Genomic DNA, 13486 nt, shown 5'->3' on the forward strand with positions numbered 1-13486 from the left:
GGAAAGTACGGCCGCCGGACCTGGCCAGGTTTTCCGACGGCCGTGGCTCGTCCGTCAGGGGACGATGCACTCCTGACGTTAGACCGCGTACGGGCGCCGCGCCATCACCGTGGGCCGTCCGGGGGACACGGTGTGTCGCCGGACCGAGCTCCGCCGTCGCACCACGCCGCGCCGGCGGACCGCACCGATCGCGCCCGCGCCGGCCCGACGGTCCACTAGCATCCGGGGCCAGGCTCTCCCCGTCCCGGCGGCTCCGCCTCCGCTCCCGCTCGTGAAGTGCGGTGATCACCCTTGTCCAGGCCCCTCGGCCTCCTCAGGCCCTTCAGGCTCCTCAGGCCCCGCGCCCGACTCGTCCCGTCACTCGCGCTCAGCGCGGTGCTGCTGTCCGCGAGCGTGCCGACGGCCGGCGCCGCCGACGGGCTGGGCGATCCGGTCTTCCCCTCGCTCGGGAACACCGGGTACCGGGTGCTCGGGTACGACCTGGCCTTCGACTACCGGGACGGGCCCCGGACGGTGGACGGCACGGCCGTGCTCACCGTCCGGCCCGACCGCACGCTCGCCCGGCTGGACCTGGACGCGCTCGGCCTGGCCGTGCGCGCCGTCCGGGTCGACGGGCGGCCGGCGGGCTTCGCCGCCCACGACGAGAAGCTGACGGTCACTCCGGCCAGGCCGTTCCGCCCGGGCGGCGTCGCCCGGCTGACCGTCGAGTACACCGCCGACCCGCGCGCCGCGCTGCCGCACACCGGCTGGGTCCCCACCCCGGACGGCTTCGCGGTGGCCGGCCAGCCGAACAGCGCGCACACCGTCTTCCCGTGCAACGACCACCCCAGCGACAAGGCCCGGTTCACCATCTCCGTGACCGCCCCGGACGCTCTCCACGGCGTCGCCAACGGCGAGTTGACGGCCACCGAACGGCGCGGCGACGGCCGCACCACCCGCCGGTACGTGTCCCGCGAGCCGATGGCCACCGAGCTGGTCCAGGTCTCGGTCGGCGACTACACCGTGCGCGAGCGCACCGGCCCGCACGGCCTGCCGCTGCGCGACGTCGTACCGACCGCGCGCGCCGCCGAACTGGAACCCGCGCTCGCCCTCACCCCCGGCCAGCTCGCCTGGGCCGAAGCACACCTGGGGCCCTTCCCGTTCGAGACGTACGGGCTCCTGCCGGCCAACACGGACGATCCGGCCGCGTTCGCCTTCACCGGCCTGGAGACCCAGACGCTCACGCTCTACAAGCCGAACTTCCTGCGGCAGCCGGAGCCCGCGATCGGCTCGCACATGATGCACGAGCTGCTCCACTCCTGGTTCGGAAACAGCGTCTCCCCCGCCAGGTGGTCCGACCTCTGGCTCAACGAGGGCCACGCCGACTTCTACGGACTGGAGTACCGCTACGAGCGCGGATGGCCGGACGCCTGGGGCCACACCACGCTGACCGACCGGATGCGCTACCTCTACGGGCTGGGCGACCAGTGGCGGCACGACTCCGGGCCGGTCGCCTCCCCCACCGCCGCCGACCTCTTCGACAGCCAGCGGTACACGGGCGGCGCGCTGGTGCTGTTCGCGCTCCGGGAGAAGGTCGGGGCGGCGGCCTTCGACCGGATCGAGCGGGCGTTCCTGCGCACCTACCGGTCCGGGAACGCGACCACCGAGGACTACGTGCGGACGGCCTCGGCGGTGTCCGGGCAGGACCTGCGGGGCTTCCTCGACGACTGGCTGTACGGGCTGCGGACGCCGCCGATGCCCGGTCACCCGGACTGGGTGGTGGGCCCGGTGGGCCTGGCAGGGGCGGCTCCGGGGGCTCCCGGGGCGCCGGTTCCCGGGGCGTCGCTCTGGGAGGGTGGGGCCGCGGAGGCGGGCGGGCCCGCGGTGGCGCGGGGCTCCGGAACGCTCTGACGGCGCGGCTGGGACTGCTGGTGCACGCCCGGCGCGCCGCCGTGCGTCCGGTCGCGGCTCGCACGCCCCTGACCGGCAGGGGCGGGTGGGGCCATGGTGGTTCCCACGGCCCGCCCGCCGCCCGGCAGAGTCCCGGTCGGCTCGCGGGCCGTCCAAAACGTTTCCGTGGCTTCCGTGCGCCCCGGTCCGTGCGCCGACGCGGTGGGCCGTAACCCTTCCGGCGCAGCGTCGTTGGACCGGCCATGAAGAAGCGCAGCATGCTTGCCGTCGCCTCGATCGCCGTCGGTGTCGTGGCCTCCCTCACCGCGCCGAGCGCGCACGCCAGTGCCGTGGGCGGGCAGGAGGGACTGCCCGGGCCGCTGAGCAGCGCTCCGGACCTGGTGCCCGGGCAGGTCGGTGACGCGGGCGGCGTCCTCGGGGATGCCACGGGCTACGTCACCGGGTCGGCGAACGGCCTGGTGGCGGCCACTCCGGCGTAGTCCCCGCCCATGGCTCAGGACATCGGTGCTCCGAGGTCCTGGGTCCAGTAGGGGGTGCCGGCCGCGTTGGTGGCGAAGCCGACGCCGATGTCCTTGAACCCGCAGTCGAGCATGTTGGACTGGTGGATTCCGCCGTCCATCCAGCGGGCGAAGACGGCGGCCGGGGTGGTCGGGCCCCGGTCGAGGTTCTCGCCCCACTGGGACCAGCGGTAGCCGGCGGCGGTGATCCGGGCCTCGGTCCGGACGCCGTCCGGGTTGACGTGGTCGAAGAAGCCGCGGGTGGCCATGTCGTCCGCGTGCTTCTGGGCCGAGCCGTGCAGCCGGGGGTCGATCCGCAGCGGGGCGCAGCCGGCCCTGGCGCGTTCGGCGTTGACCAGGTCCACCAGCTGGCGCTCCGGGTTGGGCTGCGGTGTCGCGGTGGCGGTGCGGGTCGCGGTCGGTGTGGCCGTCGCCGTGGGCGTCGGGCTCTCCGCGGGCAGCGGGGTCGGCACCGGTGTCGGGGCGGTGGCGGCGGGTGCGGCGGCGGCCGTCGGGACGTCCTGGGCCGCGGCCGGGGCGGTGGATTCGGGTGCCGTCGGCTGCGGCGGCTCGCCGGCCTGCGGCCAGACCAGGGCGAGGGTGGTCACGGCGACCGCCGCGGCCGCGCCGCTCACCAGGACGGCCTTGCGGGCCGCGGTGCCGGCCCAGCCGCCGTGCCCTCCCGCCGCCGCGTGCGCGCCGGTACCGGTAGAGGCCCCGGCTCCCGCGCCCGAGCCCGCTCCGGTGGCGGCCGAGGAGGCGACGGCGGCCGCCGTGTGCTGGAAGTGGAGCAGCACGGGCGAGCCGAGCGGGATCGGCACCAGGGCGAGGCCCGCCAGCAGCCCTTCGGCCGGGAACAGATCCCGGCCGAGGCCGCCGCAGTCCGCGCAGTCCCGGATGTGACGGGCGATGCGCTTGCGCCAGACCGAGTTCGGGGTGCCGTCGAAGCCCGCGGTGAGCTCGGTCAGTCCGGGGCAGCGGGGGTAGGCGCAGAGCGCGCGGACGACGATGCGGCCCGCTTCGAGCTGCTTCTTCATCCGCTGCACGCGCACGGCGGTGTGCTGCGGGCTCAGGTCGAGGGCCTCGGCGAGTTCGGCGCGGGTCAGATCGCCGGCGGCCTCCAGCCACCAGAGGGCGAGCAGCTCGCGGTCGTCGGGGTCCAGCCAGCGGGTGGCCTCGGCCACCTCGCGGCGCTGGCCGGACAGGCCGAGGCGCAGGATGGTGAGGTCGGTGAAGTCGGCCCGGGGGTCGGCGACCTCCCAGGTCTCGTCCAGGCCGCCGACGGTCGGCTGCTGCTGACCGGCGGCGTGCCGACGGCGCACCTGGTTCATGGTGATGGCGACCAGCCAGGACCGGAAGGACTCCGGGTCGCGGAGCCCGTCCAGGCCGTCCAGGGCCCGGATCATGGTCTCCTGCGCGACGTCGTCCACGTCGGCGTGGCCGCCGAGGGCGCGGCCGGCCACGTTGTAGACGAGCGGCAGCCAGGCGGCGACCAGCGCCTCCCGGGCCTGCCGGTCACCTGCCTGCGCCGCGAGCACCAGGGTGGTCCCGGTCCTGTTCTGCACCTCAGCGTTCATGGTCCGCACTCCGTGTTGCCGTGTATCCGTCCGCCGCTGCCTCCTCGGAGACCCGTGGGGAGTGATCAGATAACAACAATGTGCACGGAATCGGAAAATCGGCCCGGATCGGCGGGCCCGGTCTGAGGGTCAGACCGGGCCTGGGCAGGAGCGGAAGCCGGGACGATCAGGCGTGGACCACGGTCGGAGCGGGGCCGAACGGGGGCCGGACCAGGGTCGGTTCAGGGCCGGTTCACGCCGGGGAGGCGAACACCTGGGTCCACCACGGGCCGTTGTTACCGGTCCGCACGCCCACGCCGAGCTGCTTGAACGCGCAGTTCAGGATGTTGGCCCGGTGGCCGGGGCTGTTCATCCAGGAGTCCATCACGGCGGCCGGGTCCTTCTGGCCGCGGGCGATGTTCTCGCCCCAGGTGCTCCAGCTGTACCCGGCGGCCTCGATCCGGTAGTCGGCGTGCTTGCCCTCGGGGCTGGCGTGGTCGAAGTAGTTGCGGTCGGCCATGTCGTCGCTGTGCGACTGGGCCGCACTCGTCAGCCGGGGCTCGGCGCTGACCGGCCCGCAGCCGGCCTTGCCGCGCTCGACGTTGACCAGGTCGACGACCTGCTGGGCGTACGACGGGGCCGCGCCTCCGCCGGCCGGCACGCCCCCTCCCCCCGGCATGCCCCCGCTCCCCGGGAAGCTGCCGCCCCCCGGCATCCCCGGGATGCCCCGCTTGGCGGTGCCCTGGCCCGCGGTGGAGGCACCGGCGGCGGTCGGGGTCGCCTTGACGGCGGAGGCCGTGGGAGTGGGGACGGCCGTCGGGGAGGCGGCGGCCGAAGCCGTCGGGGAGGCCGGAGCGGTCGGCGTGGCGGAGGCGCCCTGGGTGGCCGCCGGGTCGGCGGCGGTGGGGGTGGCCGGCAGCGGAACGTCCGGGTTCGTCCCCCCGGCGCCGGGCACCTGGATGCCGTCGTGCGTGCCCAGCTCCGCCGAGATCAGCATGTCGGCGGCCAGCGACTGGCCCGCCATGTCGCGGTCGGTCTGCTTGCCGCCGTACGCCGCGTAGCCCGCGCCGGCCAGCGCGGCGAACAGCCCCGTCCCGGCCACGGCGACGACGACCGCGGTCACCGGCACGATCCCGCCGCCCCGCCGCGCCCGGCGGCCCCGGCCGGCGTGCCGCTCGGCAGCCCGCCGCGCCGCCCGGCCACCGGAGCGGCCGCGGGCCCCATGCCCGCTGTCGCTGCCGGCGCCGCCCCCGCTCGCCGGGAGGATGGTCGTCCTGTCGTCGCTGTTCACGTGGCCACGCTTTCTGTTCCGGGTCGACTGGTCGGGTGTCGACACATGGGAGACCTCCCGGCGGGGCGCCGATAACAGAAATTCCGAACGAATGTCCGGGGGCCAGGCCGCGGTCTCAGCCGGCCGGTGCCTCCGGAGCCATGTCGTAGGTGATGAACCTGGTCTGATTGGCGACCTTGTCATATTTTCCACGGGCCCGGTAATTGTCTTCAGAGGTGATCCAGCGGACGGTGTTCCACCCGCGTTCCGCCGCGATTTCCCGCAGCCGGCCCAACAACGCGTCCACCGCCCCGCCGCCGCGGACCTCCGGTGCCACGAACAGATCGTCCAGGAAGCACCCGACCGCCCCGTGCAACGGCCGCGCGAACGGCCGGTAGTGCGCCAGCCCGACCGGCCGGCCCTCCCCGTCCCGCACCAGCAGCCCCGCCACCTCGTGCCCCGGATCCATCACCCAGGACCACACCAGCTCGGCCTTCTCCTCCGGAATCGGCACCCGGTAGAACTCGCAGTACCCACGGAAGAGTTCACGCCAGGCCGGGTAGTCACCGGCCTCGGGCACGCCGACGCTCCAACGGGCCGTGGAGGTGTCGTTCATCTCGGTCTCCATCACTCAGGGGGCGGTACGAGCCACCCAGCATGACGCCCCGTCGCCCCGCCGCGGATCACCGCCCCGGCCAAGAGCACGTACCCGCTACGCCAATCCGGCGCCTTGCCTCACCGCCCAGGACCCCCGGACGCAGCACCGCCCCGATCAGCCCGACCCGCGCCCGGGGCGGGGCTGGGGGCCGCGCGAACGCAGCCTGCTCGCCCTGCCGGACGAAGACGGGTACCAGGACACCGGGCGAGGAGCGTGGACCTCTCGTCCCCGGCTTCGCCGGTCCGCGCGGTCATGTCGCGCGCCTCACGGCCGACCGGGGTGCCGCGCGGCGGGCCCCGGGAGAAAGCCCGTGGTTCCGCACGGAAGCCGGCTCTTTCCTGGGGCTCCAGACCCGAGGGCCAGGATCGGACCGGGAGATCCGTTCGCACCTGTGCGGCGTGACACGAACCGCTGTAGCATGTCATCCAGGCGACGACAAATACCCAGTCAGCGAAAGAGTGACGACATGGATACGCAGGACACCGGCACGGCCGGGGTCGGCCCGGCCTCGTTCCTGGCCGCCGCCGCCGCGCTGGGCATGATGGACGACGCCGCCCGCACCGCCCGCCACGCACCCCCGGACGACGCGGGACAGATAGACCCGGCCCGGCCCCTGTCCGCGCTCATGCTGCTGCGCCACCTTCGCGAGGAACTCGCCGGCTGGGAGACCGGCCTGATCGAGACCGCCCGCGGCGCCGGCGCCACCTGGGCCGACCTCGCCGAACCGATGGGCGTCCAGAGCCGCCAGGCCGCCGAACGCCGCTACCTGCGCATGCGCCCGAACGCCGACGCCGGCACCGAGGCGGGCAGCACCGGCGAGCAGCGCGTCCAGGCCGTACGCGACCGGCGCGCCGCCGACCGCGCGGTGACCGCCTGGGCCCGCGACAACGCCGCGGACCTACGCCGCCTCGCCGGACAGATCGGCGCCCTCGACGGCCTCACCGCCTCGGCGGCCCCCGCCGTGAAACGCCTGCTGGACGCGCTCGGCAACAACGACCCCGCCCGCCTGCTCGCTCCGCTCGCCGAAACCCGGCCCTTCCTGGAAGCAGCCCACCCGACGATCGCCGACCATCTCGACGAGCTCGCCACCCGGACCGGCCGGCTGCGCGCCGACAGCGGACGGCAGCGCCGCACGCCTCCCACCGGCCCGTGACCGCCCCGGCCGGGCCCCAGCCCGCGCACTGCGGCCCCGGTCGCAGCCGCAGGCCCCCGGCAGGCGGAGCGCGGGTCGACGCCGACGCCGCCGGCGAGGAGACGCAGGTACCGGACCTGACAGGCCGGCCTGTCGCGGTGGCCTCGGTCGAGCAGGCCCTGGTCGCCGCCGCGGTGCCACGCCGGAATGCCGTGACGGCTGGAAGCCCTTCCTGCCGTGCTACGGAACCGCCCGGCCCAGGGCCGACCGCCCCGGGCACCCGTACCGGCCCCTCAGCCGTATCCGAACACCCGCGGCCGGCCGCGCGGCACGCCCGTCCGGCCCCGGCAGCCCGAACCGAACCCTTTCCACCGAAGGAGACCCCTCCCGTGGCCAGCCCGACCGAGACGCTGGAGTTCCAGGCGGAGACCCGCCAACTGCTGCAGCTGGTGATCCACTCGATCTACTCGAACAAGGACATCTTCCTGCGCGAGCTGATCTCCAACGCCTCCGACGCCCTCGACAAGCTCCGCCTGGAATCCCTCACCGACACCGACCTCGCGGCCGACACCTCCGACCTGCACATCACCCTGGAAGTCGACCAGGCGGCCCGCACCCTGACGGTGCGGGACAACGGCATCGGCATGACCCGCGACGACGTCGTCGACCTGATCGGCACCATCGCCAAGTCCGGCACCGCGAGCCTGCTGGCCAAGATCAAGGAGGCCAAGGACGCGGACGCGGCGCAGAGCCTGATCGGCCAGTTCGGGGTCGGCTTCTACTCTGCGTTCATGGTCGCCGACAAGGTCACCCTGCACACCCGCCGCGCCGGCACCGAGCAGGGCACCGTGTGGGAGTCCGACGGCGAGGGCAGCTACACCATCGCGGAGGCCGAAGGCCTGCCGGTGGGCACCTCGGTCACGCTGCACCTCAAGCCGGCGGACGGCGAGGACGGGCTCGGCGACTACCTGGCCACGTGGAAGATCCGCCAGATCGTCAAGCAGTACTCGGACTTCATCCGCTGGCCCATCCGCATGGCCGCCGAGGACCAGGACGAGAGCGAGCGCCGGGGCGAGCCGGAGACGCTGAACTCGATGAAGGCCCTGTGGGCCCGCCCCCGCAGTGAGGTGACCGAGGCCGAGTACAACGAGTTCTACCAGCAGATCAGCCATGACTGGCAGCCTCCGGCCGAGACCGTCCACATGCGCGCCGAGGGCACCTTCGAGTACGAGGCTCTGCTGTTCGTCCCCGCCCACGCCCCGTTCGACCTGTTCTCCCGGGACGCCAAGCGGGGCGTGCAGCTGTACGTCAAGCGCGTGTTCATCATGGACGACTGCGACGCGCTCATGCCGAACTACCTGCGCTTCGTCAAGGGCGTCGTCGACGCCCACGACCTGTCGCTGAACGTCTCCCGCGAGATCCTGCAGCACGACCGCCAGATCACCGCCGTGCGGCGGCGCCTCGTCAAGAAGGTCCTCGCCGCCCTCAAGGACATGCGGACCAAGGACAGCGAGACCTACGCGAAGGTGTGGGAGCAGTTCGGCCGGGTCCTCAAGGAAGGCCTGATCGAGGACCGCGACAACACCGACACCCTGTTGGAACTGGTCTCCACGGCGTCCACTCACGACCCGGAGAAGGCGACGACGCTGCGCGAGTACGTCGCGCGGATGAAGGACGGCCAGGACACCGTCTACTACCTGACCGGCGAGAACCGGGCGATGGTGGAGAACTCCCCGCACATGGAGGCCTTCACCGCCAAGGGCTACGAGGTCCTGATCCTCACCGACCCCGTCGACGAGATCTGGACCGACGAGGTCCCCTCCTTCGACGGCCACCGTTTCCAGTCGATCGCCAAGGGACAGGTCGACCTCGACGACGACTCCGACGGCGACGGCGGTGACGAGGCGAAGACCGAGAAGGCCCAGCGCGAACAGGACTTCGCCGCGCTCCTCGGCTGGCTCCAGTCCACCCTGGCCGAGCACGTCAAGCAGGTCCGCCTCTCCACCCGCCTGACCACCTCCGCGGCGTGCCTGGTCGGCGACGCCCAGGACCTGACCCCCACCCTGGAGAAGATGTACCGGGCCATGGGCCAGGACCTCCCCCAGGTCAAGCGGATCCTCGAACTCAATCCCACCCACCCCCTCGTCACCGCCCTGCGTCGGGCCCACGAGGCGAACGCCGACGACCTGGCGCTCACCGACATCGCCGAACTGGTCCACGGCAGCGCCCTGCTCGCGGAAGGCGGTGACCTGCCCGACCCGGCCCGCTTCACCCGCCTCCTGACCGATCGCCTCACCCACACCCTGTGACTCGGGCGCGCGGCGGTGGCTCGGGGGGTTGCCGCCGCCGCGCAGCGGGAGGCTACCTCACTCACGGGCGCCGCAAAATCTATGCGCGCCGGAGTAGACATTGCCCTTGGGTGGGTCTAACGTTTCTCTCGTAGACAGCAGTCGGCGATACCGGCCAGACACGAACTGGCCGGGGTTGTTGGACAGAAGTTCGCAGTTCGGTCCGGCAGTGGAGTTCCGAAGCCCGGCAGGTGCAGGACGGCGACGGGACTGACTGCCGGACCGGGCGGCCCGCAGGCATCAGGGGCCGCCGCCAGTGGTATCGAGCAGTACGCAGTTCAGTGAGCGCGGTACCGGCAGTACGAAAGTGACAGTTCAGTACAGAGGAGGAACGGAGGGCGCAAGCGCCATCAGGATCGCCCGGCCCGTGAACACTCACCCGGGCGGACACCGCAGACCCCAACGCAAGGACGGTGGTTTCCGGTCACGCATACGCGATCCCCGCACACCCCTTCCCCGGGGCAGTGCGGAAGTGGAAGGGCCGGCCCAGGCCGGTAGATGGTGTTGTTCCCTTCGGGGCCCCGGAGCCGACACGGCCCCGGGGCCCCTCGACGCGTTCTCCCCGAGAACCAGAGAGGTGCAGTGACTACAACGGCCAGCCCCGACACACCCGACAAGCTCGACGACGACGACTACCCCGCCTACACCATGGGCCGCGCCGCCGAGATGACCGGCACCACCCCCGGCTTCCTGCGGGCCCTCGGCGACCACCGCCTCATCACCCCCCTGCGCTCCGACGGCGGCCACCGCCGCTACTCCCGCTACCAACTACGCATCGCCATGCGCGCCCGCGACCTCGTCGACCAGGGCACCCCCATCGAAGCCGCCTGCCGCATCGTCATCCTCGAAGACCAACTCGAGGAAGCCCTGCGCCTCAACGAACAACTCCGCCGCTCCCAACACCGCCAGGAACCCACCGCCGACACCTGACCGCCCGCCGGGCCGACGGGACCGGCGGGCGGTGGTCGCCAGGTCGTCGAGTGAGCAGAGCACGCCGCGTCCGAGGCAGCGCCGTTCCAGCTCCGCGTACCACCGCTCGACCTGGTTGATCCAGGACGAGTACGTCGGTGTGAAGTGCAACTGGACACGGGGATACGCGACCAGCCCGCGGTGCACCACGGGTGACTCGTGGGCGGACAGGTTGTCGTAGATCACGTCGACCGCCAGGCCCGGCCCGGCCTGGCGGTCGATCTCGTCCAGGAAGTCCCGGAAGTCGACCGCGCAGTGGGTGGAGCCCTCCGGTGTCTCCTCCGGCGCGCGAGCCGCGCGCCGGAGGATTCCAGGGTCCTGTGCCGGCCTGTCGTCCCGGTGCGCCCCCGGCCGACAGGCCGGTCTAGAAGCCGAGCAGGCCGATGGCGTGGCCGTCGGGGTCGACCACCGGCCACACGGCCAGGCCTCGGGCGCACATGGCGGAGGCCGCGGTGGCGGCGAGCATGTCGGCGGTGGCGAACGGGGCGCGGTCGAAGGCGATGTCGCGGACCGGGGTGCGCTCAGTGGACCGGGTGCGGGTCTCGAACGGGGCGAGGTGCGGGCGGGTCAGCAGCCCGGCGCAGCGGCCGTCGTCGTCGCGGACCAGGAGGTGATCGGCGCCGGAGCCGTGCAGGATGTGGATCGCCACGTCGAGCATGACGTCGTCGCTGATCTGTAGCTCGGGGCGGGTCATGAGGTCGCGGACCGTGGTGGTGGTCGCCGGGCGTTCGAGGGTGAGGGCCATGGGGCTCCGTGGTGTCGTTTCCGCCGGGGCCGGCGGTGGTCGGGGTAGCGGCGGTGGGACAGCCGCCGGGGTCCGCCGGGGCCCGGAACGCGGGGGTGGTCCGGGCCGGACCTGCCTTCTAGGCCGCGAGGGCGATACGCCTGGGTGCCCGGCGGCGGCCGGAGGAGCCCTTGGTGTCGCGGCTCGCCACGGTGACGCGGGCGTCGCCGCCGGTGGAAGCCGGGCGGCTGCGGCGGCCGCGCCTCGTGGCCGCGCTGCCGCGGGGGCGTTCGACGACGGGGTCGGCGATGACGACGGGCACGCCGTTGGGGACTCGGGCGCCGGTGATGCGGGCCAGGTCCTCGTCGCCGGCGCTGACCCTGGTGGTGACAGGGGTGATACCGGCGGTGCTCAGCATGCGGGCCGTCGCGCGGCGCTGGTTGGGCAGGACCAGGGTGACGACGGTCCCGGACTCGCCGGCCCGGGCCGTGCGCCCGCCGCGGTGCAGGTAGTCCTTGTGGTCGCTCGGCGGGTCCAGGTTGACGACGAGGTCGAGGCCGTCGACGTGGATGCCCCGGGCCGCGACGTTGGTCGCGATCAGCGCCGTGACCTGGCCGGTGCGGAACTGCTCCAGGGTGCGGGTGCGCTGGGGCTGGGACTTGCCGCCGTGCAGGGCCGCGGCCTTGACCCCGTTGGCGAGCAGGTCCTCCACCAGCGCGTCGGCACGCTCCCGGGTCTCGGTGAACATGATCACCCCGCCGTCACGGGAGGCGATGTGGGCGATCGTGGCGTCCTTGTCGACGTTCTGCACGTGCAGCACGTGGTGCTCCATGGTGCTGACCGCTGCCGCGGACGGGTCCACCGAGTGGGTGACCGGGTCCTTCAGGAAGTTCCGGACGAGGCGGTCGACGTTGCGGTCCAGGGTGGCGGAGAACAGCATGGTCTGGCCGCCTTCGGCGACCTGTTCCAGGAGTTCGGTGACCTGCGGCAGGAAGCCCATGTCGGCCATCTGGTCGGCCTCGTCGAGGACGGTGACGCCGACCCCGTCGAGTTGGCAGTCGCCGCGCTGGATCAGGTCCTTGAGTCGGCCGGGGGTGGCCACGACGACCTCCGCCCCACGGTTCAGCACCTGTGCCTGGCGGCCGATCGACATCCCGCCCACCACGGCCGCCATCCGCAGCCGCACCGCGTGCGCGAACGGGGTGAGTGCGTCGGTGACCTGCTGGGCGAGCTCGCGGGTGGGGACCAGCACCAGGGCCAGCGGCCGGCGCGGCTCCGCGCGCCGGCCGGCGATGCGGGCCAGCAGCGCGAGACCGAACGCGATGGTCTTGCCGGAGCCCGTCCGTCCCCGTCCGAGAACGTCACGTCCGGCCAGCGAGTTCGGCAGTGTCGCGCCCTGGATCGGGAACGGCGTGGTGACGCCCTGGCGGGTCAGCACCGACAGCAGCGCCTTGGGCATGTCCAGCTCGTCGAACGATTCGACGGCGGGCAGCGCCGGGGTGGTGCTCACCGGCATCGCGAACTCACCCTGTGAGGAACGACTTTGACGGGCGCCACGGCCGCCGGCGGGCCGGTCGCCGTAGAAGGAGCCGCCGCCCGGGCGGGAGCCGTAGGCGGCGCCGGCGGATCGGGAGGAGACCGAGGAACGGGAGTTGGCGTTCTGGTACGGGGAGCGGCGGGAGCGGTTCATGTGAAACCTTCCTGGGGCGGCACGTCACGAGGCGGCTCGGCGGCGCGGGACGCCGGCAGGAGGTCGCGAGGGAACGGGCCGAAAGTGTGGAGCGCGGGGCGTGGACGGTGAAACCGTGCGGCACGTCACCTCAGGTCTGCGCTCACCGCCGGGGCGGGAACGGAGATCCACGAACCGTGGGATGTCACGGCAGGGGCGGCGATCCGGACGCGGCGCTGCGCGTCTCGCGTGGGGATGGCCGCCGGTGGCGGAGCCAGGGGGCCGGAATCGGCCGGGATGTGCGGGGTGGAGCAATACCGAAGGGGCCCGCACCGGGCATCATGTACGCGGTGCGGGCCCCTCGCTACCAGGCGGGTGCCGTGGCGGAAACTACAGCGGACGAATGTTCTCGGCCTGCGGGCCCTTCTGGCCCTGCGTGACGTCGAACTCGACCTTCTGGCCCTCGAGCAGCTCACGGAAGCCGTTGGCGTTGATGTTCGAGTAGTGGGCGAAGACGTCGGCGCCGCCACCGTCCTGCTCGATGAAGCCGAAGCCCTTTTCCGCGTTGAACCACTTCACAGTGCCATTAGCCATAAAAAATCTCCTTCAAGGGACTGTCCGAAGCGTGCACAGCGCGCGCTTCGAGTCACCGCGATAAGCACCCACCCGGGGAAGAGCCGGGAAACAGAAATGCGCCTGCGAAACATCAGCAGGCGCACACAAAGTTCATGGGAACCACTACTGCAACTAAAACGACTCTAGCAGGCCCAGAC

11 protein-coding genes and 1 pseudogene are annotated in these 13486 nt (G+C 72.9%); 5 read left to right on the forward strand and 7 right to left on the reverse strand.

Annotated elements, in window-relative coordinates; genetic code table 11:
* Window positions 1-291: 291 nt before the first annotated feature.
* Together ACFCY1_RS16410 and ACFCY1_RS16415 are read left to right on the forward strand one after the other, a co-directional pair.
* Window positions 292-1890 carry a M1 family metallopeptidase gene (locus ACFCY1_RS16410; protein WP_375874997.1) on the forward strand — a complete coding sequence of 533 codons (1599 nt, stop codon included), beginning with the start codon at window positions 292-294 and terminating at the stop codon, window positions 1888-1890.
* A gap of 242 nt (window positions 1891-2132) precedes the next feature.
* Window positions 2133-2369, forward strand: a complete 237-nt coding sequence (locus tag ACFCY1_RS16415) for a hypothetical protein (RefSeq protein ID WP_049659354.1) — start codon at window positions 2133-2135, stop codon at window positions 2367-2369.
* A gap of 14 nt (window positions 2370-2383) precedes the next feature.
* Here ACFCY1_RS16415 and ACFCY1_RS16420 read toward each other — a convergent pair whose 3' ends face one another.
* From ACFCY1_RS16420 to ACFCY1_RS16430, 3 genes are all read right to left on the reverse strand, one after another.
* The gene (locus ACFCY1_RS16420) at window positions 2384-3964 is read right to left on the reverse strand and encodes a sigma-70 family RNA polymerase sigma factor (protein ID WP_375874998.1); all 1581 of its coding nucleotides are present in this window, start codon (window positions 3962-3964) and stop codon (window positions 2384-2386) included.
* A gap of 232 nt (window positions 3965-4196) precedes the next feature.
* Window positions 4197-5234 (reverse strand): CAP domain-containing protein, encoded by a 1038-nt coding sequence (locus ACFCY1_RS16425; protein ID WP_241852977.1) that lies wholly within the window; start codon window positions 5232-5234, stop codon window positions 4197-4199.
* Between the two features lie 115 nt (window positions 5235-5349).
* Window positions 5350-5829, reverse strand: a complete 480-nt coding sequence (locus ACFCY1_RS16430; RefSeq protein WP_375874999.1) for a GNAT family N-acetyltransferase — start codon at window positions 5827-5829, stop codon at window positions 5350-5352.
* Between the two features lie 508 nt (window positions 5830-6337).
* Between ACFCY1_RS16430 and ACFCY1_RS16435 the strand changes: the two genes are divergently transcribed.
* From ACFCY1_RS16435 to ACFCY1_RS16445, 3 genes are all read left to right on the forward strand, one after another.
* Entirely contained in the window at window positions 6338-7024 is a 687-nt protein-coding gene (locus ACFCY1_RS16435; protein WP_117486549.1) for a hypothetical protein, read from the forward strand.
* A 368-nt stretch (window positions 7025-7392) separates the two neighbouring features.
* Window positions 7393-9312: a molecular chaperone HtpG gene (gene htpG, locus ACFCY1_RS16440; protein ID WP_117486550.1), complete on the forward strand. Its 1920-nt coding sequence runs from the start codon at window positions 7393-7395 to the stop codon at window positions 9310-9312.
* 687 nt (window positions 9313-9999) lie between these two features.
* Window positions 10000-10281: a MerR family transcriptional regulator gene (locus ACFCY1_RS16445; protein ID WP_375875028.1), complete on the forward strand. Its 282-nt coding sequence runs from the start codon at window positions 10000-10002 to the stop codon at window positions 10279-10281.
* Between the two features lie 78 nt (window positions 10282-10359).
* Here the strand turns inward: ACFCY1_RS16445 and ACFCY1_RS16450 are convergent.
* The 4 genes and pseudogenes from ACFCY1_RS16450 to ACFCY1_RS16465 form a co-directional block, all read right to left on the reverse strand.
* A pseudogene (locus ACFCY1_RS16450) lies at window positions 10360-10629 on the reverse strand (transposase); the annotation flags it as partial.
* A 55-nt stretch (window positions 10630-10684) separates the two neighbouring features.
* Window positions 10685-11065 carry a CBS domain-containing protein gene (locus ACFCY1_RS16455; RefSeq protein ID WP_117486551.1) on the reverse strand — a complete coding sequence of 127 codons (381 nt, stop codon included), beginning with the start codon at window positions 11063-11065 and terminating at the stop codon, window positions 10685-10687.
* A gap of 118 nt (window positions 11066-11183) precedes the next feature.
* Complete coding sequence (locus tag ACFCY1_RS16460) at window positions 11184-12734, reverse strand: DEAD/DEAH box helicase (protein ID WP_117486552.1); 1551 nt, start codon at window positions 12732-12734, stop codon at window positions 11184-11186.
* Window positions 12735-13103: 369 nt separating this feature from the next.
* Complete coding sequence (locus ACFCY1_RS16465; protein ID WP_099897249.1) at window positions 13104-13307, reverse strand: cold-shock protein; 204 nt, start codon at window positions 13305-13307, stop codon at window positions 13104-13106.
* Between the last annotated feature and the right edge of the window lie 179 nt (window positions 13308-13486).

It is taken from the genome of Kitasatospora sp. NPDC056273, from assembly GCF_042268845.1.
Taxonomy (GTDB): domain Bacteria; phylum Actinomycetota; class Actinomycetes; order Streptomycetales; family Streptomycetaceae; genus Kitasatospora.

Excerpts from the sequence above, each read along its gene's own strand:
- ACFCY1_RS16415 (WP_049659354.1), top strand. The coding sequence starts at position 2,133 with ATGAAGAAGCGCAGCATGCTTGCCGTCGCCTCGATCGCCGTCGGTGTC.
- ACFCY1_RS16420 (WP_375874998.1), bottom strand. The coding sequence starts at position 3,964 with ATGAACGCTGAGGTGCAGAACAGGACCGGGACCACCCTGGTGCTCGCG.
- ACFCY1_RS16430 (WP_375874999.1), bottom strand. The coding sequence starts at position 5,829 with ATGAACGACACCTCCACGGCCCGTTGGAGCGTCGGCGTGCCCGAGGCC.
- ACFCY1_RS16435 (WP_117486549.1), top strand. The coding sequence starts at position 6,338 with ATGGATACGCAGGACACCGGCACGGCCGGGGTCGGCCCGGCCTCGTTC.
- ACFCY1_RS16445 (WP_375875028.1), top strand. The coding sequence starts at position 10,000 with ATGGGCCGCGCCGCCGAGATGACCGGCACCACCCCCGGCTTCCTGCGG.
- ACFCY1_RS16455 (WP_117486551.1), bottom strand. The coding sequence starts at position 11,065 with ATGGCCCTCACCCTCGAACGCCCGGCGACCACCACCACGGTCCGCGAC.
- ACFCY1_RS16460 (WP_117486552.1), bottom strand. The coding sequence starts at position 12,734 with ATGAACCGCTCCCGCCGCTCCCCGTACCAGAACGCCAACTCCCGTTCC.
- ACFCY1_RS16465 (WP_099897249.1), bottom strand. The coding sequence starts at position 13,307 with ATGGCTAATGGCACTGTGAAGTGGTTCAACGCGGAAAAGGGCTTCGGC.